Genomic DNA, 18,005 nt, shown 5'->3' on the forward strand with positions numbered 1-18,005 from the left:
GATTCATATAATATAAATATAAAATCAAATATAAAATTATTCATATAATCCATTAACTAAAGGTAAATTGCATGCGTGTTGAAAGACAATATAGAGAACTGGAAAAAATCGAGGAAATACGGATTTATAATATTGACCGAAACAAGGTATATTGTCCATCAGAACAAGTAAAGAAGTTTGAGAAGGTTAGCTTCAGCAATATCATGAAGCAAGTCCCTTCAGACATCAACGTGTTTCTCCCATTGGATGACAACGACTACCTGATTAAGAGAGTAGGATGGAATCTGCTTGAAAGAATGAATCTTAACTTGGAAGACGTTGAAGGCAGAAAGTTAAGTGAAACCTCCCCGTTTTACTATGACCTATTTAAAGACGACTTAAGGGAAGTCCGTGAAACCGAAGAGGCAAAAGCCTTGAGAGTATTCTATTATATAAGCGACAGGATTATCTCAATTGCCAATGTCCACATTATCTCTGATGAAGGCAAGGTGTATATCATTTCCGACTTGACAAAAACAGACGAATTAACCAAAAGCGTTGAAGACCAGATAAAGGAGGAAGAAGAAAACAAGGCTGCCTTGATTGAATATTTCTCACACACTGGAAGCTTTTACAAATTACATGATGAATACACTTGGACTCCTGGAATTTATAACATTATAAACCGTAGCAAAGAGACAAGAGACAGATTTTATAACATCATCTTTGATTTGGTAATACCCGAAGACAGACCATTAGTGGATGAACTTCTGGGAACCATGAGTCCCGAAACCGACACTTACGAAAACATCATTCGTATTAAGACTCCTGGAGGCCATATCAAACATTTGGACACTTATCTTTACTCAAAATTTGACGAAAACGGAGAAGAAGTGAGCAGTTACGGCCTATTTAAAGATATTAGTGTCGATTCACACAAGCATCTGACAAGACCCGTTGACTTCATGCTTAACGGATTCAACCACAATTCAAAATTATCCCTGCTTGTGGAACCCCTAAGCAAAAGATACGAGTTCAGCGAAGGATTCTACAAGATGATTGAGATTCCAAAAAATGAATATATCCACAATAAATCGATTTTAGACAACATCGCTGAAGAAGATGTCAGAACCGAACTTGAGAAATTAATGGCAGGAGAGATAACTGAAGTCAATACTGTATTGACATACAAGGTGAAAGGAGACCCTAAAAACTTCAAAATATGTGAATTATTTATTGAACGATTCAAATACGGTAACAATGAACACAGCATAGGGTTTTTAACAGACATTACAGTTTCACGACAAGAACAGGAGGAATTGAAAAAATCAAATGCCGCTAAAAACATCCTAATCAAGGAAGTGCATCACAGAGTTAAGAACAACCTGCAGGTACTGAGCAGTTTCTTAAACCTTGAGCGCAGAGCCTACAGGGATAAGCCGAACCAGATATTGGACAACATGCAGACACGTTTATCATCCCTTGCACTGCTTCACGAAAAGACATACACTACTGAAGATTTTCATAACATCAACCTTGAAGACTACATGAAAGACCAGGATTCAACATTAAACACTCTGTTTGGGGCAAAGGGCATTAACTTTACTTCAGAAATCGATCCAAAAATATACCTGTCAATTGAGGCAATAACTCCATTGCTCCTTATTATCGATGAGCTGACAATGAATGCAATCAAGCATGCATTTCCCTATTCTACCATGAAGGATAAAACCATCTCTAAAAAGATTGACCTGATTGATGAGAAAACCTGTAAGATGATTTTCTGGGATAACGGAATTGGACTTAAAGACTCAGATGTCCTGAAAAACCATAATCTAGGTTGGGAGATAATTAAAAATTTAACTAGACAGATTAACGGAGAACTTGAAATTTTAGACTGTAAAGTTGGAACTGGATTTAGAATAATCTTCCCTGTTGAATTCGGCCAAACCCTTGATGAGTTCAACGAGAAACGAGGTAAAAGCAATGAGAATTGAAAGAACATATAGGCAACTAGAAGATACAGAAGAAGTTCATATCTATGATATCACGGAAGAAGAACTTTTCAGAGAGGTGCCTCAGGAATATGATATGTTTTACACACCTTTCGAGAAAACATTGAACTATCTTAATAACGATTTGGACATATTAGTTCCTATAGATGATGGTAATGATTTCATTATCCACAGATTGGGACTAAACGCATTAACAAAAAGGAAAATTAATCAAAATGAAATTTCCGGACGTTTGCTCAGTAAGGTATCGCCTGGTTACTATCAAGTGTTAAAAGACACGTTAAAAGAGGTTTGCAGAACTCATGAAACAAAACAGATGAGATTCAATTATCATTTCGACGGAAAACTTGCAAGATTTTCAAATGTTAAAGTAGTTTATGATATGGAAAAGATCATATTGATTTCAGAAAATCGTGATAACCGGGGAACAAACCTATCAATGATTGATGATGGTAAATACGGTGAAAAAGCTAACCTGATTGAATATTTCTCACAAACAGGAAGTTATTATAAAATAAATGACAGATATTCATGGACACAAGGAGTATACAATATCATTAACCGTGCACGTGAACCGAATGACGAATACTACAACATTATCTTTGACCTGGTCATTGCCGAGGACAAGCCATTGGTCAAAAAACTTCTAAATGAACTGGACCATGGAAGAGCCCATTATGAAACCATCATTAGAATAAAAACTAATGAAGGCACATTGAAATATATTGAAGCCAACCTTTACTCTAAGTTCGATGAAGAAGGGCATTTGTTGAGCCGTTACGGAATGTTTAAAGATGTGAGTACAGATTCAACCCGTAAGATGACAAGGCCTGTTGACTTTTTACTTAGAGGTTTTGATAACAGTAAAAAATTAGCATTGCTCATTGATCCATTAAGCATAAAACATTATGAATTTTCAGAAGGTTTCTTTTATATCGTTGAAGAAAATCCGGAAACTTACCGACATTCCATCAAGATTATTGACAACATTGTTGAAGAATCAATCAAAGAAAAAATTATGCAATTGGTCAGAGGAGAAAGAAACGAACTCATTGACAGACTGACTTATAATGTACATGGTGATGAAAACAACCAAAAAATCGCTGAAATCTATCTTGAAAGATTTGTATACGGTGAAACAGCCCACAGTATCGGTTTTTTAACTGATGTTACCGAAGAGCGCAGAAAACAACAGGAACTGATAGAAGCTAACGAACATAAGACCATTCTGATTAAAGAGGTTCATCATAGGATCAAAAACAACCTGCAAGTTCTTAACAGTTTCTTGAATCTGGAAAAAAGGGCCTATAAGAATCAGCCGGACATGATTATTGATCATATGCAATCAAGACTATCATCACTGGCCATTCTTCACGAAAAAACATACAATACATCAGATTTCAAAAACATCAACTTGAATGAATACATTGTCGACCAAGACGCTCAATTAAGAAGTTTAATCGGTATGAGAGATGGAATTATGTTTGAATCTGAAGTCGACAGCGATTTGAACCTGTCAATTGATATCATCACACCTTTATTATTGATTATTGATGAGTTGACCATGAATGCAATCAAACATGCATTTCCTGATAAGAAAACCTCCAACAAGATTACCAAGAAAATTACCAAATTGGATGATGATACTGCAGAACTTATATTTCAGGACAATGGAGTTGGAATTGATGACCCAAGTTCCATAACCAAAAACCTTGGATGTGTGATTATCAAGAATTTAACAAAGCAACTCGATGGTAAAATCGAATTATTGCAGAATGGGCAAGGAACAGGATACAGACTAACATTTCCGATTATTATGGAGCATACAATCGAAGTATGATTGTTTTAATTGAATAGAATAAAGTTTACTAAAAATATAAATAAAAAGAACAACATAAATAAAGAATTACTAATGGAAGGATAATATGAATGAGAGAATATTAATTGTGGAAGATGAGGCTATTACCGCATTAGATTTGAAATACAGTCTAGAAGATTTGGGTTATGAAATAGTTGATACCGTTGATACTGGACAAGCTGCAATTGATACAGCTGCAGAAAAAACTCCTGACGTTGTTTTAATGGATATTAAATTAAAAGGAGATATGGAAGGTATTGAAGCGGCAGAAGTAATTTCAGAATGGCACATCCCAATCATATACTTAACAGCAAACACAGATGCAGCCACCTTTGAAAAATCAAACGTTAAAGGTTCATACGGATTTGTTTCAAAACCATATGACATTAACAAACTGGACAAAACTCTCAAAATAACAATCAACAGAGCCCGATTAGAAGAAAAAAAATTAAATGACGCAAGCGGTTTTACCAAATAAATGGATTTAAATGACTGAATTAGAATTAATTAGTGGAAAACCTAAGATTTTTGCTATTAGCTCTGATGAAGAATCATTGTCTTTACTGAAGGAATTCGTTGAAGACTATGATTATGAATTTGCAGGCAGTGCATTTGAAAAGAAGGATATTTTTGATAAGCTTGATAAGATATCCCCAAACCTTATCTTTTTAGACACTGACATCAAAAATATTGAGTTAGAAGAGCTGGCAGGAGATTTAGAGATTTTTAATATTCCCGTCCTGCTTGTTATTGGGGAACTTTTTGATGAAACAATCGATAAGTTGCTGACAAACAACCCCTACGGATTTCTGCTCAAGCCATTGGAAGACGGTGAAGTGCAAAGGTCCATGGCAGTTGCCATAAAGAAGCATGAACAGAACCTAATCAATGTTAAAACCGCCCAAGCAAAAATCAAAGAGAAAAGCACCGAACTTGTTATCGAAAAGTCGGATTCCAGTTTTCTTTTGATATTGTGTATTGCATTAATTCTAACAGCCATTCTAAGTAGAAATGCAACTTGGCTTCAATGGGTTATATTAATTCCTTCACTCACAATGCTGCTCAATTCTATAATCAGCCTTAAAAAGATGAAACCCGTCACCCCATTCAAAGAAGAAGACCTTCCATTCATAAGCATTTTCATACCTGCGCACAATGAGGAAAACACCATTGAAGCAACCGTTAGAAGCGTTTGCCAAAGCGAATATATGAAAAATGGCGAACCAAACTATGAAGTCATCGTTATTAATGATGGGTCAACCGACAGCACAGGCGAAATATTATCCAATTTAAAAAATGAATTGCCTCAGATAAAAATTGTTACAAGACATCCTCCAAGATCCGGAAAAGGAAAGGGTTTTGTTTTGAATGATGCTCTAACATTATCAAGAGGAGAAGTAATTGGTGTTTTTGATGCGGACACCCAGATTAAAACTGATTTTCTGATGACAATTGTCCAGTACCTAAATGGAGATATTGACGGAGTGCAGTCAAGGGTAAAAATGTTCAATCGTGACGAGAACTATCTGGCCCGTATGCAGCATCTTGAATTTGCAAGTTTTGGAAATACTTTAATCGCCAAGGACAATATGGCAAGTACCGGATTTTTAGGCGGTAACGGCCAATTCGTTAAAAAGGAAGCCATCATCAATAGTGGAAGATGGGACGGATTTGCTGTTACTGAAGATTTGAACCTTGCAATAAAAATCATACTTCAAGGCGGAAAGATACGCTATTGCGGTGAATGTGCCGTATATCAGGAAGCTGTGGAAGATTGGAGAGCATTCTTCAGACAAAGGGTAAGATGGGCAATCGGTAACTTCGAAACATTGTTCATTTACTTTCATCAAATCATAAGGGGAAATATTCCTATTTTAAAGAAATTCAATATTCTTGAACACATTTCCTTTTACAGCTTTAACTTGTTAATCTTTTTCGGATTTATAGTCACTATCATAAATGGAATATCATGGTTCATGTTCCATGGAACAACAATAATCAGAATGGAAGCCCCATTCCTTGTCGGATTTTTATCAATCATTGCATTTTTCCCTGGAATAATTATTGCCCTTTCAAGGGACAAGCCTTCCATCCAGGAACTTGTTAAAGACATTGTGAAATATTACATTTACTGTTTCCATTTAATCCCATTGTTTTTCCTAACAATGCAGTCAATGATAAGCAGAAAAGAACGCAGATGGTCAAAAACTGTACATAAAGGAGGTAAAAAATGAGGAATCAAGAAAAATTAATTGGACTGTTAGTGATAATCCTCATAATTTTCTTTGCATCATATATTAATGAAATTAATGGAGTTTTAAGTGGAACTCATGACCAGAACGTAGAATTTGGACATAGTGCAACTAAAGTTCCAAAAATATGGACAACAATTAAAGACTCAAACCAAACCAACATGGCCAAAACTCCAGATGCGATTACAAATGGATACATTTATATTGATCACTGGGACGACTGGCCGGAGGACCATATCACTTCCATCTCTGAAGCCAAATTCAAGGAAATGGAAGATGGAGGATATAAGATTCTTAAGAATGAGAATACTACCATTTATGGAACTCCAGTATCCAAACAGTATTTCTCCAATCCTTCAAGAAATAACAGCACTGTCTGGAACCATGTCGGAGTCAGTTACGTATTCCCAAAAGAGGACACAAACTATGCAATACAGGTCAATTACTTTACAAGCCAAGACTATAACAATGACACATTCGTAAAGGAAATCGATGAGTGTGTTGGAGAAGACATTGACAACCTCCATAACAAAAACTACAACATTCTCATTTCAGTAGCCAACCACATTTACGGAATTGTTTCAGGTAAGTCTTAAATTGAAATAATGATGGATAATTTTGATAGCAAATAAAAAAAAGTTATTTAAAATATCTATCAAATCAATCTTTTTAATAGATATTGAAAAAATTATGTAATATTATTGTTTGGTATGCATCAACGGATGATTTTCACACATAGGGTCCTTAATAATGTTTCTTTTCAGATGATAATTTAAAAAGTAGAGCATCCATTCGTTAGAAAGTTCCCTCAAAGACGCATCATCAAGCCTTTCGAAAGGAGTGAAGAAATGCATCTGATTTCCGCCAGCTACAATAGCTATTTCTTTTGTTTCAATCAGCATGAAGAAATCGTTGCGGATATTGTGAATGCTAAAGTCTTCAACAACAGAGATTGATTTTTCGCTTTTATAATTGCCGAAAAATGTGTTCAAGAATTCAAAGTCAATGAATTTGACGTCATTGACATCAAGATATACCTCTTCACTAAGCAGTTGGTTCTTATAATCATATTTTGATAAAAAGTCAACATCCCAGATGTTATTATAAAAAACAGAGAAAAATGAATCCTCAGCAAAACGAACTGTCAAGGACATTTCCTCATTTGATTTAGGATTTCCAAGTTCAACATCCTTAAATCCGATATATATTGAATCCTGAGAGATTTCAATTGAACTCACTTTACCTGAATTGATTATAACATCACGAATTAATTTTAAAGATCTTGTATTCATTCTAACACCTGATTTTTAACAAAAACATCATATGCCCCTTCAATTTCATATTCCTTTTCATCATCATATGATTTATCCCACTTAAAAGGATTAATCTCAATTTGGTTGTTAACGGTTCCGTCCCAACTGATAGCGAAATTTTCATCCTGCAAACATTCACAAACGATTTTACCAATTTCCAATGCTTTAGTTTCATCGTTTTCAAAGTCTCCAAAGGTAACCCTTAAATATTCATCAAAAACGCTATATTCCACATCCTCCAATGTGTAAAAGCAGAAACCCTTAGGAGCAAACTTGTTATTCAATAGATGAACCTGTAATTCAAAAGCGTCAGCCACACCTTCCTCAATGTCAAAACCGCAATTGTGAATAGCTACAATACCCTCTTGTGAAATCCTTGCAAATGCGTTTTCCAACTTTGAAAAGTTTTTGTTATCCGAACCATTCAGAGAAATATCGAAATCAGAAAAATCAACATCATCATCAATGAACTGATCTTCCAATATTTCCATGATTTCACTGAGGCTGAAAAATCCTGATTTAGCAAGCAAATCTGTCATGTATTCAATTTCTTCCGCCAAATCAGAATCCATACTCTCACCTTTCATCGTCACCGAATATTAAAAGACGAGTTATATTTCCTCTTTCAGTATATCCTGCCATTACACGTGCTTCACCGATTTTTGCAAGTGCAAAATCATCATGAGGCTTAAATCCATATCCCTTGAGTTTGGTATATGATTCGAAAGCGATTTTTGGATAAATGTTGAAATTCTTTTGGAAAGTGTAAAATGTATCCCTGAATTTCTTAGCGGAATCATTTTCTTTGATTAAATCTGATTTGATGCCTACAAAAATATCCAAACCATCCTCTGAAACTGCATAATACGCATCCATGGCTAAAATGGAACTGGTTGTCATTGCTAAAGTATGACAATCATCGTAGGTTGCATTCAATAAAGGGGTGGTGAACTCGGGAATTCCGAATTCCTCTCCGATTGCTTTGATTTGCAAAGCGGATTTGATTAGCTTTTCACCGAATATGTCCTCATTGTCCCATGCCCATGACCACTGTTTGGAATCCTGCATGAAAAATCCTAAAATTTGGACTTGGAATATGATATCGTCAAATCTGAGTTCTCCTTTTTCAATGTCCAAATCCCCAACCTTGTCATCAATTAGTTCGGACAAGTTTTCCTGTTTATCAAGTGCGAGTGCACCGTATTTTGATAAAAGTACTTTAAATGAATCTCCCTCTTCAATTGTAACTGGTTTTTCTATTGTTTTCAATTATAACACCTAAAATTCTAATTTTGAAATTCTATCCATTGCCTCGATAGTATTTTCTAAAGTATTGAATGCAGTGAGTCTTAAATATCCTTCACCACTTGGACCAAATCCGGAACCGGGAGTTCCGATAACATTAGCCTCATTTAACAATATGTCAAAGAAATCCCATGAATCCATGTTGTTTGGAGTTTTTACCCAGATATATGGGGAACTTACTCCACCATAGACCTCAAGGCCGATGTCGGTTAGGCTTTCACGGATGATTTTAGCATTTTCCATATAATACTCGATTACTTCTTTAATTTGTTTTTGACCTTCTTCAGAGTAAGTTGCTTCAGCAGCCCTTTGGACAGGATAGGATGCGCCGTTAAACTTGGTGGTTTGCCTTCTGTTCCATAATGGATTGATTTCGACTTCTTCGCCATCAGCTGTATATCCTTTCAATTCCTTAGGAACGACGGTGTATGCACAACGGGTTCCGGTAAATCCTGCGGTTTTTGAAAAGCTTCTGAATTCAATAGCAACTTCCTTTGCACCTTCAATTTCATAAATACTGTGAGGCACATCATCTTCACTAATGAATGCTTCGTAAGCGGAATCGAATAAGATGATTGCTTTATTTTCTTTTGCATAATCAACAAATACTTTTAACTGGTCTTTGGTTAATGTGGTACCTGTCGGATTGTTTGGGAAACATAAATAAATGATATCTACAGGTTCGCTAGGCAATTCAGGAACAAATCCATTTTCAGCATTAGCCTTAAGGTAGGTTAAACCTTCATACATGCCGTCATCACCCATTTCACCAGTTCTTCCAGCCATTACATTAGTATCTACATAAACGGTGTATACTGGATCGGTTACTGCTACCTTATTGTCAATTCCAAAGATTTCCTGAATATTACCTGTGTCACATTTGGCTCCATCGCTAATGAACACTTCAGAAGTGTCTAGTGAAATGCCATATTTTTCATAATCATTTTTAATAATTGCTTCGGCCAAAAATCCGTAACCCTGTTCAGGACCGTATCCCATGAAGGTTTCGCCGTCAGCCATTTCATCGACAGCATTTCTAAATGCTTCGACAACTGCTGGGACCAATGGTTTTGTTACATCCCCAATACCCATCTTGATTACGTCGGCATCAGGATTATTTTTTATAAATTCTTGTTCTCTTCTAGCCACCTCAACGAAAAGATAGCTGCTTTTTAATTTAAGATAGTTTTCATTAATTTTAACAACCATGATTAATCCTCATAAAATATTAATCAAATGTATATTAGATTTTTGAAATATATAAAATGAATGATTAGAAAAAACTACTTTTAAAGCCAAATATTATTGAAAAACGGCACTTTATTCAAAGATTCAATGAATCAATTATGATTTTCAAAAAAAGTTACAAAACCATCATTTTAAAGTAAATCATGTAATATAAAACATGCATTTATTAAAATATGGATTCTTATCGAAAATCGGCAAACTATGAAAATATTTAAATTAATGAATATAACATAATTATATATATACTAAATAGGGTTGGGAAATATGAATATAATAACTATTTTAATTTGGATAACTATTGCAATAATCGCCGCAATAGCTATCATAGTCGTTAAACTACATTATAAAGGCGAGGAATTAGAGCATGAAGAAGGATCAATACTGCCAAGTAGCGAAAGCATAAGTAACGCGTTAAACATTGGTAGAAGCAGAATTGACACCCATAACAAGAATTCCTCAAAAAACACCCCTCGTAGTTTATCCCCAAATATTCCTAAAAAAGACAATGCCCGAAACTTATTTAGCGGAATTACTGAAACAAAAAGCGATGATGACGCTTACATTGTTCCAGAAGTTGAAACAAACAACGCAAAAAACTATGAATACGAATCTCAAAATCAAGTACTTATTAATTATGATAATAATGTTAAAAAATTTCAAGAACCAATTAAAGAAAACCAGATGGATATTATGACTCAAAACAATAAAGATACCAGCGAACTGAAAGATTTATTTACAATTGACGAATTGATTAAAGAATCTAAAAGAAAAGATAGTGAAAGAGAAAAAGAAGCGCAAACAATTAAAAAGGATGAAGAGGATCCTGAATTGAATGAAATTAAAGAAAGCATCAAAAATAAAACACAGGAACCTTTAATCGAAGAAGTTATCGCCGAAGATGAAGAAGAAAAAATCAGCGATATAATTAACGACAGTGATAAATCTGTGGAAACTGAAACCGATTCCGTTGCTTCACAAAAGGACATTGAGGAAGCAATAACCACCGCATCAAAAGAAAGTGAAAAAGAAGTGGAAAGCATTTCTGAAGACGATAACATCACTGATACACTGTTAAAGCAAGAAGAAATAGCTGAACCAACCTTAAAAACCCCAAACAAAGTTGGCGAAACCAAATTCGAAACACCTGTTGAAGAAGATCCAATGGATTTAGACTACAGAAAAGATTTGGATAAGGTGAAAAATAAAATTACCGGTTCCAAACTATTCCAGGAGGTCAAAGAAAAACTGAATTCCGAACCAGAGGAAATTCCACTGCCTAAAAATGATGACCTCCAAGACGAATTCATCAGAAACGTAAACGAATACGATGAATACGAACCAATCATCAATGAAACATACATGGACATCGATGACGGTACCTATGAGGATTATCATGACCAAAGATTAAGACAAGCAAATACAAGACGCGTCTTTAAGATGGCTCAAAATTCACCAGAACCTGAATCCGCTCAATCAAAAGTAGGTGAAATAAAAAGCAAACCTTCAAGAGACAATGTGAAAATCAGCATTAACAACAGCGACGTTGTGCTCAAAAAAGGAGACGAAATCATCTACAACCATGACGGAGAGACATATTCCAGCCAAGTTTTCGCCATTAACGGTGACGATATCTCAGTCAGGTACAGAGGTAAAAATATCAAAATCAAAACAAGTGATGTGAAAAAGGTATATTAAATATCTTTTTTACTAAAACACCACTTTAATCTTTTTTTAAACTTAAAAATAAATAAATCATTGATGATTTATCCTATAGCTGCCATCCTCAACAATATATTTTGGAACACTTATTTTTAGAGAACGGATAATGTTTAAATAGAAGTCATCAAGTTCCCTGTCAGCATAAGGATATGTAAATTCGAAAACATAGAGGTTATCATCTTCCACATACATAAACTCATTCCTTCGAATCTGATTTTCACCATCGGAAAATGATGAAACAACCATATAATAAAGGTCATCATTGATAAGAATGAAATCAGAAGCGATAAGATCAATCCTATCGTTTCCTTCCAAATTCTTTTCAATGCCGTCCATTATTTCCGGAAGCCCTGACAGTGTTGGTGTTGTCAGGAACTTGATGGACATTGGAATCTTGGTGTTTACGAGATACAATTCTGTAAACTCATCCTTCGGAGGAATCTGCTCAAAATCCTCCGGCATTACAAGTGTTGAGAATCCGTTTGTAAACATGGTCATGCAAATCACCTATTTATGTGCAAAGTAGAAAATTAACTCCTCATCGGCGATTTCATCAAGACGTGCAAATCCTACCCTTTCAAACTGCACGATGTCGCCGACTTCCAGATCCTTAAGTGCACCTTCTCCAAGACCTGTTTTGGTTGATGCGTCATCCATGACTATTTTGACATTTACATTGTCTTCAACCGGAACCCATTGGATGATTCTGGCCTTAACGGCTCTTGCATCTTCAAAGGAAGTGGAATGATATTTAATATTATCACCTTCGACTTCAACATTGACTGCATCCATAAGCCTGAATATTCCATCACTGATGTCAGGCTCTGCAAGATAAGCTTCACCGTCGAAAGGCAAGACCCTATTTCCTCTGTCCATGTGGTCTGCATGCAGCGGCCTTTCAATGTCCATTTTACCATCACTGTAGCCATCGACTGTTACTTTTTGAGGATTTTCACAGAAGAAGTACCTGTTTGCAATAGGTTCCAAAAAGTTACGGTTCTGACCGTAGATTTTTTTCCAGCTGATTGCGGAATCGGCCATCTTAACACCGATTTCAATGATAAGGTCATAAATGGTTTTGGCCTGGATTCCCCTTCTTGCAATTGCCCTTAAAGTACCGAGTCTTGGGTCATCCCATCCGCTGTAGGTGCCGTCCTCAATGCCTTCCTTGGCCTTTGAGGTACTGAGAGCAATATCCTCCATTTTCAATCTGCCGTAATGTATGTATTCAGGCACATCCCAACCCATATGGTCATAAAGGTACTTTTGCTTTTCAGTGTTTGCCAGGTGGTCCTTTCCCCTGAGCACATGAGTGAGTCCCATCAGATGGTCATCCACAGATACTGAAAAGTTCATCATAGGATAGATTCTGTATTTGGTGCCCAAACGAGGATGTTCAGCATCTTCCAACCTCATTGCAACCCAATCACGGATTGCAGGGTTTTTATGATTGATGTCTGTTTTGACCCTCAATACTGCATCACCTGCATTCATTGTGTCGAACTTGTCCCACAGCTCCAGATTCTCTTCAACAGAGTTGTCCCTGCATGGGCAAGGTTTGCAGCTGTCCTTAAGCTCCTTGAATGTTGCGCCGTCACAGGTACACATGTATGCGGCGCCCTTTTCAATCAATTGGCGGGCAATGTCATAATAAATCTCAAACCTGTCAGACTGATAGATTATTTCATCGGCCTTTACTCCCAGCCATTCCAAATCCTCAGGAATCATTTCATAAGCTGGCTCATAGACCCTTTTCGGGTCGGTGTCCTCAATCCTTAATATTAGCTTACCGTTGTGCCTTTTTACATATTCAGCGTTTGGAACCGCAGCACGGGAGTGCCCGATATGTAACGGCCCACTAGGGTTAGGGGCAAATCTCAAAACAACATTTTCATGAGTTCCAGGAAGCTCCTGCAAGCCGGTTTCCTTTGCCTTAGGCTTTTTGGTTTCTACTTCAACACCCAATTTTTCCATTTCGCTTGCTTGCTCTTCAGGAGACAAAGCGTTTACTTTCGCTACAATTTTACCGGACATCGGACCAATTTCTTTTGCCCTGCTCCTAAGTTCAGGTTCGTTTGACATGATTGAACCCATTACGGCACCGGGATTTGCAGATCCCTTATGCTTAGCCGCATTAAGCAAGGCATGCTTATAGATAATCTCTTCTAAATCATTCATTTAATCATCACAATTTTAATAATTTTATTTAAAAATAAGTATTATTATTTATCTAATTGAATATATATAAACATTAAGAAAGATAGGGATATGAGTAAAATGAGGCTTGGAAAAACTAACCTTGAGGTAAATAAAAATGGATTTGGAGCACTTCCAATTCAAAGATGCACAATGGATGAGTCAATAGAAATTCTGCAAACAGCATATGAAAACGGAATAAATTTTTATGATACCGCACATTTCTATACTGACAGTGAAGAAAAAATAGGGCGTGCCTTAAGTGATGTTCGTGAAAACATTTTCCTGGCAAGTAAAAGTGGCGCAGAAACTGTTGAGGATTTTTGGAGCAATTTGGAGACTTCTTTAAAAAGTATGAAAACCGATTATCTTGATTTGCATCAATTCCACAACATTTCATTTTGCCCAAAGGAAGATGACGACTTATATAAAGCCATGCTTGAAGCAAAAGACAACGGCATGATAAAACACATTGGAATAACAACACATAAGATTACTTTTGCTCATGAAGCTCTTGACAGCGGATTATATGAAACCCTGCAATACCCATTTTCCTATTTGAGCGGCAAAGATGAATTGGAACTGGTTGAAAAATGCAGACAACTGGATGTAGGTTTCATTGCAATGAAGGCAATGGGCGGAGGACTGATTAAAAATTCCAAAGCAAGCTACGCTTACATTAACCAATTTGACAATGTATTGCCTATTTGGGGAATTCAAAAGCTTTCAGAACTTGAGGAATTCCTATCTTATGATGAAAATACCGTTCTGGACGATGATTTAAAGGCAATCATAGAAAATGACAAGAAAGAACTTGGAGTGAACTTCTGCAGAGGCTGCGGATACTGCATGCCATGCCCTGAAGAGATAAACATCAGCCTATGCGGAAGAATGTCCCTTTGGATCAGGCGTTTCCCGACAGAGCCTAACATGGATGAGAAAACCCAGGAAATAATGAAAAAAACCCTTGACTGCACAGAATGCTATTCCTGTGTTGACAAATGCCCATATGAATTGGACATTCCTGAACTACTAAAAGAAAACTACGAAGACTACATGAATGTTTTAGAAGGAAGGACAATAATATGAGGCAAAGCATTGAAACCCCTAATGACATTGACTGGCTGGGATTCTGGGCTGAGCGACTGGAAGGAAAGGTCAATAAAGACTGGGACAAAGCCGCACCGGGATTCTACAAAAGAACCCGAAAAGACGACTATCAACATGCGCTTTTTGACATGCTTGTCTTGGATGAAAACGATACAGTGCTTGATGTCGGATGCGGAGAGGGGTCAGTCACCATACCGATAGCCAAAAGGGTAAAAAAGGTAATAGGGCTTGACTCATCACCAAAAATGCTGGAATATCTGGAAAAAAGGGCTGAAGATAATGATATCAGCAATATTGAAACTATCCTTAAACCGATTGAAGACATAACATATGAAGAGATAGGTGATGTTGACGTCGTGGTCTGCTCCAGATCATTGAACGGCATCATTCCAATCGATAAGGTACTATTGGAATTGAATAAGATTGCCAACAAATTTGTTTTCATAACCGTTTTCGGACCTGAAAACAAAAAAATCGAAAAGGATTTTGAAAAGGAGCTTGGCAGGAAAACTGAAGATTTTCCAGACTACAATTACTTCTTTAACATATTGTATAATCTCGAAATATACCCTAACGTCGAGAGATTTGACCTGAATAATTATCGCGAATATGACAGCATCGAAGAGGCGATGGACAACGGCAAGTTCAGACTTGAACTATACTCAGATGAAGAAAAAGAGCTGTTAAGGGATTATCTAGAAAGAATCCTTACATATGACGACGAAACAAAAAAATATTATAACAAAAAAGACAAGGCAGACTGGATAATGTTCTGGTGGAAAAAATAATATGGTCAATCTAAGAAAAGCAAAAGCTGAAGAAGCAGAAAAGATATTGGAATTCTACCAAAAGGTTATCGATTCAGCCAGAGGCAGTGAATTCAATCCAAAATGGAACAGGGATTATCCTAATCTGGAATTCATTGAAGGCTGTGTTGAAAAGGAGGAATTGTATGTCTGCACAGAAGAAGACAACATAATATCCTGCGTTGTCTTGAATAACCGCTTTGATCCGGAATATGAAAATATTGAATGGACCATCAATGCAACCCCACAGGAAACTATCATTATCCACACTTTTGCGGTAAGCTCCGATTTTGCCGGAAAAGGCATTGGAAAAGAAATATTCAATCAAATAAGAAATAATGCCCTAAAAAATAATCAGAAAACAATCAGAATCGACATTATCGATGGAAATGTTGGTGCCCAAAAAGTATTTGAAAAGTTCGGATTTGAATATGTGGATACTGTTGAAATGTTTCACAAGGCTGTCGGACTTGAAAAGTTTCATTTATACGAATATATAATAAAAAACAAGAAAAATCACCTATAACTCATCGTTATAGGCGAATAATATTTTTATATGATTTTAATCGGATTTTATCATTGTTAAAATCATTTTGTATGGGCTGTTTACAGCCTGAAGCGCATGCGGCTCATTTGCCGGCATGATGATGATCTCACCTTTTTTTACAGTGTTTTTTACACCTGAAATTGTAATTTCAGCTTCACCGTCAATGATTTGAACCATCGCATCGAAAGGGGCGGAGTGTTCTGACAATCCCTGGCCCTGATCAAAAGCAAAGAATGTGACTGTTCCAAGCTCCTTTTTGATTACTTCACGGCTGACAACTGTATCGTCCTGATACTCAACTAATTTTTGGATATCTAGAGCTTTTGCCATAATATCCTCACTCATTGCCTATTCCCCCATGATTGTCTTGATGTCAGCTATTGCATCACCGGTTGTTGGAGTCAGGTTGTAGTTTCCAACAAGGACATTCAATATGTCTTCATTTGCCCATGCAGGAAGTACAGGTCCAATCCACATGTCTGTTTTACCTAAGTATAACAGTGCCCAGAGCACTGCAGCAGCTTTTTGTTCCATCCAACTTAAGACGATTGTCAATGGCAATTCATTGAGTTCCATGTCAAAGAGTTCACATAATGCTACAGCAACATCAACCGCTACAATAGTATCGTTACATTGGCCTACATCGAGCAGTCTTGGGATTCCTTCGATGTCCCCTAAGTCAAGGTCATTGAATTTGTATTTTCCACATGCTAAAGTTAAGATAACTGTGTCTTCAGGAAGGTTTTGTACGAATTCCCTGTAGTAGTCGTTGTGTTTAGCAGCCTTGTCACATCCTCCGACAACAAAGAATCTGGAGATTTTACCATCTAAAACTAACTCTTTAATTTTGTCAGCATGTTCTACAATAGCTCCTGCACTCCAACCTGTTGTGATTGTGGTCAGTTCTTCAGCTTCTAAAGATCCGAGAGATTTTGCGCATTCAATTACTTCTGAGAAGTCATAATCCTCAACGGTTTTTACGCCTTCTAGCTTTGCAACATCCATGGTGAACATTCTTTCCTTGTATGAATCAAGTGCAGGCAATACACAGTTACTGGTTCCGACAATTGCTGCATTGTATTTCTTGAAGACTGTTCTTTGGTCGTGCCATGCTCCACCTAATTGTCCTGCAAGGTTTTCGTATTTGTTGAGTCCAGGATATCCGTGAGCAGGCAGCATTTCAGAGTGGGTGTAGACCTTGATGTCTGTTCCTTCAACCTGTTTTAAAAGTTCTTCAAGAGCTTTCAAGTCGTGACCGGTTACGATGATTGCAGGTCCTTCCTGTGCTCCGACTTTCACTTCAGTTGGTATAGGTTCGCCGTAAGCTTCAATGTGAGCGTCCTTGAGCAGTCTCATTACGTCCACGCTGACTTTACCTGCTTCCAATGCTAATGCAACAAGATCTTCCACATCGAAGTTGACATTGGTTAAGGTAGTGTATAAACCTTTGGTCAGAAATGCGTCGATTTCAGGGTCGTTTTTTCCTAAGACGTTTGCATTGTAGTTGTATGCACTGATTCCTTTCATGGTAAAAATCAAATTATCCTGCAGTCTTGCTACAGTTGGTTTTTTTCCACAAACTCCGCTTACTGTACATCCTGTTCCCTTAGCGGTTTGGGAACATTGATAACAAAACATATCTAATCCGTCAGACATA

17 protein-coding genes are annotated in these 18,005 nt (G+C 36.7%); 9 read left to right on the plus strand and 8 right to left on the minus strand.

The annotated features are described in order from the left end of the window. Positions 1-71: 71 nt before the first annotated feature. The 5 genes from ACJMML_RS07900 to ACJMML_RS07920 all read left to right on the plus strand — a co-directional run bounded on the left by ACJMML_RS07900 (position 72) and on the right by ACJMML_RS07920 (position 6,700). On the plus strand, positions 72-1,976 hold the full coding sequence (locus tag ACJMML_RS07900) for a histidine kinase dimerization/phosphoacceptor domain -containing protein (RefSeq protein WP_405306788.1): 1,905 nt from the start codon (positions 72-74) through the stop codon (positions 1,974-1,976). Next, positions 1,966-3,834, plus strand: coding sequence for a sensor histidine kinase (locus tag ACJMML_RS07905; protein ID WP_405306789.1), 1,869 nt, complete (start codon positions 1,966-1,968; stop codon positions 3,832-3,834). Before ACJMML_RS07900 ends, ACJMML_RS07905 begins: the two co-directional genes overlap by 11 nt. Positions 3,835-3,919: 85 nt before the next feature. Further along, a complete protein-coding gene (locus ACJMML_RS07910; RefSeq protein ID WP_405306790.1) occupies positions 3,920-4,330 on the plus strand; it encodes a response regulator in 411 nt (136 codons plus the stop codon). A 10-nt stretch (positions 4,331-4,340) separates the two neighbouring features. Beyond that, positions 4,341-6,086 carry a glycosyltransferase gene (locus tag ACJMML_RS07915; RefSeq protein WP_405306791.1) on the plus strand — a complete coding sequence of 582 codons (1,746 nt, stop codon included), beginning with the start codon at positions 4,341-4,343 and terminating at the stop codon, positions 6,084-6,086. Beyond that, entirely contained in the window at positions 6,083-6,700 is a 618-nt protein-coding gene (locus tag ACJMML_RS07920) for a hypothetical protein (RefSeq protein ID WP_405306792.1), read from the plus strand. Before ACJMML_RS07915 ends, ACJMML_RS07920 begins: the two co-directional genes overlap by 4 nt. Positions 6,701-6,802: 102 nt before the next feature. Here the strand turns inward: ACJMML_RS07920 and ACJMML_RS07925 are convergent, their stop codons facing one another. Genes ACJMML_RS07925 through ACJMML_RS07940 form a run of 4 tightly spaced genes read right to left on the minus strand, consistent with a single transcriptional unit; the run spans position 6,803 to position 9,931 of the window. Then, positions 6,803-7,396, minus strand: coding sequence for a hypothetical protein (locus ACJMML_RS07925; RefSeq protein WP_405306793.1), 594 nt, complete (start codon positions 7,394-7,396; stop codon positions 6,803-6,805). Then, complete coding sequence (locus tag ACJMML_RS07930) at positions 7,393-7,989, minus strand: DUF6891 domain-containing protein (RefSeq protein WP_405306794.1); 597 nt, start codon at positions 7,987-7,989, stop codon at positions 7,393-7,395. Before ACJMML_RS07930 ends, ACJMML_RS07925 begins: the two co-directional genes overlap by 4 nt. A 4-nt stretch (positions 7,990-7,993) precedes the next feature. Further along, complete coding sequence (locus ACJMML_RS07935) at positions 7,994-8,686, minus strand: DUF6882 domain-containing protein (protein WP_405306795.1); 693 nt, start codon at positions 8,684-8,686, stop codon at positions 7,994-7,996. 9 nt (positions 8,687-8,695) lie between these two features. Then, complete coding sequence (locus tag ACJMML_RS07940; RefSeq protein ID WP_405306796.1) at positions 8,696-9,931, minus strand: LL-diaminopimelate aminotransferase; 1,236 nt, start codon at positions 9,929-9,931, stop codon at positions 8,696-8,698. 303 nt (positions 9,932-10,234) lie between these two features. Here ACJMML_RS07940 and ACJMML_RS07945 point away from each other — a divergent pair, with 303 nt between their 5' ends. After that, positions 10,235-11,665: a hypothetical protein gene (locus tag ACJMML_RS07945; protein ID WP_405306797.1), complete on the plus strand. Its 1,431-nt coding sequence runs from the start codon at positions 10,235-10,237 to the stop codon at positions 11,663-11,665. 57 nt (positions 11,666-11,722) lie between these two features. On the opposite strand, the gene ACJMML_RS07950 is transcribed toward ACJMML_RS07945, so the two are convergent. Beyond that, a complete protein-coding gene (locus tag ACJMML_RS07950) occupies positions 11,723-12,187 on the minus strand; it encodes a hypothetical protein (protein WP_405306798.1) in 465 nt (154 codons plus the stop codon). Between the two features lie 9 nt (positions 12,188-12,196). Next, positions 12,197-13,867: a glutamate--tRNA ligase gene (locus ACJMML_RS07955; protein ID WP_405306799.1), complete on the minus strand. Its 1,671-nt coding sequence runs from the start codon at positions 13,865-13,867 to the stop codon at positions 12,197-12,199. Positions 13,868-13,957: 90 nt separating this feature from the next. Between ACJMML_RS07955 and ACJMML_RS07960 the strand changes: the two genes are divergently transcribed. The 3 genes from ACJMML_RS07960 to ACJMML_RS07970 are packed head-to-tail and all read left to right on the plus strand — an operon-like array spanning position 13,958 to position 16,327. Further along, on the plus strand, positions 13,958-14,974 hold the full coding sequence (locus tag ACJMML_RS07960) for an aldo/keto reductase (RefSeq protein WP_405306800.1): 1,017 nt from the start codon (positions 13,958-13,960) through the stop codon (positions 14,972-14,974). Beyond that, positions 14,971-15,783: a class I SAM-dependent methyltransferase gene (locus ACJMML_RS07965; RefSeq protein WP_405306801.1), complete on the plus strand. Its 813-nt coding sequence runs from the start codon at positions 14,971-14,973 to the stop codon at positions 15,781-15,783. Before ACJMML_RS07960 ends, ACJMML_RS07965 begins: the two co-directional genes overlap by 4 nt. A 1-nt stretch (position 15,784) precedes the next feature. Then, positions 15,785-16,327: a GNAT family N-acetyltransferase gene (locus tag ACJMML_RS07970; protein ID WP_405306802.1), complete on the plus strand. Its 543-nt coding sequence runs from the start codon at positions 15,785-15,787 to the stop codon at positions 16,325-16,327. Between the two features lie 36 nt (positions 16,328-16,363). On the opposite strand, the gene ACJMML_RS07975 is transcribed toward ACJMML_RS07970, so the two are convergent. Then, a complete protein-coding gene (locus ACJMML_RS07975) occupies positions 16,364-16,693 on the minus strand; it encodes a cupin domain-containing protein (protein WP_292888535.1) in 330 nt (109 codons plus the stop codon). Between the two features lie 3 nt (positions 16,694-16,696). Beyond that, complete coding sequence (gene hcp, locus ACJMML_RS07980) at positions 16,697-18,004, minus strand: hydroxylamine reductase (RefSeq protein WP_405306803.1); 1,308 nt, start codon at positions 18,002-18,004, stop codon at positions 16,697-16,699. Between the last annotated feature and the right edge of the window lies 1 nt (position 18,005).

This window comes from Methanobrevibacter sp., assembly GCF_045130115.1.
Taxonomy (GTDB): domain Archaea; phylum Methanobacteriota; class Methanobacteria; order Methanobacteriales; family Methanobacteriaceae; genus Methanocatella.

Bases quoted from the DNA above. Each gene is read 5' to 3' on its own strand.
- ACJMML_RS07900 (WP_405306788.1), top strand. From the start codon at position 72: ATGCGTGTTGAAAGACAATATAGAGAACTGGAAAAAATCGAGGAAATA.
- ACJMML_RS07905 (WP_405306789.1), top strand. From the start codon at position 1,966: ATGAGAATTGAAAGAACATATAGGCAACTAGAAGATACAGAAGAAGTT.
- ACJMML_RS07910 (WP_405306790.1), top strand. From the start codon at position 3,920: ATGAATGAGAGAATATTAATTGTGGAAGATGAGGCTATTACCGCATTA.
- ACJMML_RS07915 (WP_405306791.1), top strand. From the start codon at position 4,341: ATGACTGAATTAGAATTAATTAGTGGAAAACCTAAGATTTTTGCTATT.
- ACJMML_RS07920 (WP_405306792.1), top strand. From the start codon at position 6,083: ATGAGGAATCAAGAAAAATTAATTGGACTGTTAGTGATAATCCTCATA.
- ACJMML_RS07925 (WP_405306793.1), bottom strand. From the start codon at position 7,396: ATGAATACAAGATCTTTAAAATTAATTCGTGATGTTATAATCAATTCA.
- ACJMML_RS07930 (WP_405306794.1), bottom strand. From the start codon at position 7,989: ATGGATTCTGATTTGGCGGAAGAAATTGAATACATGACAGATTTGCTT.
- ACJMML_RS07940 (WP_405306796.1), bottom strand. From the start codon at position 9,931: ATGGTTGTTAAAATTAATGAAAACTATCTTAAATTAAAAAGCAGCTAT.
- ACJMML_RS07945 (WP_405306797.1), top strand. From the start codon at position 10,235: ATGAATATAATAACTATTTTAATTTGGATAACTATTGCAATAATCGCC.
- ACJMML_RS07950 (WP_405306798.1), bottom strand. From the start codon at position 12,187: ATGACCATGTTTACAAACGGATTCTCAACACTTGTAATGCCGGAGGAT.
- ACJMML_RS07955 (WP_405306799.1), bottom strand. From the start codon at position 13,867: ATGAATGATTTAGAAGAGATTATCTATAAGCATGCCTTGCTTAATGCG.
- ACJMML_RS07960 (WP_405306800.1), top strand. From the start codon at position 13,958: ATGAGTAAAATGAGGCTTGGAAAAACTAACCTTGAGGTAAATAAAAAT.
- ACJMML_RS07965 (WP_405306801.1), top strand. From the start codon at position 14,971: ATGAGGCAAAGCATTGAAACCCCTAATGACATTGACTGGCTGGGATTC.
- ACJMML_RS07970 (WP_405306802.1), top strand. From the start codon at position 15,785: ATGGTCAATCTAAGAAAAGCAAAAGCTGAAGAAGCAGAAAAGATATTG.
- ACJMML_RS07975 (WP_292888535.1), bottom strand. From the start codon at position 16,693: ATGAGTGAGGATATTATGGCAAAAGCTCTAGATATCCAAAAATTAGTT.
- hcp (WP_405306803.1), bottom strand. From the start codon at position 18,004: ATGTCTGACGGATTAGATATGTTTTGTTATCAATGTTCCCAAACCGCT.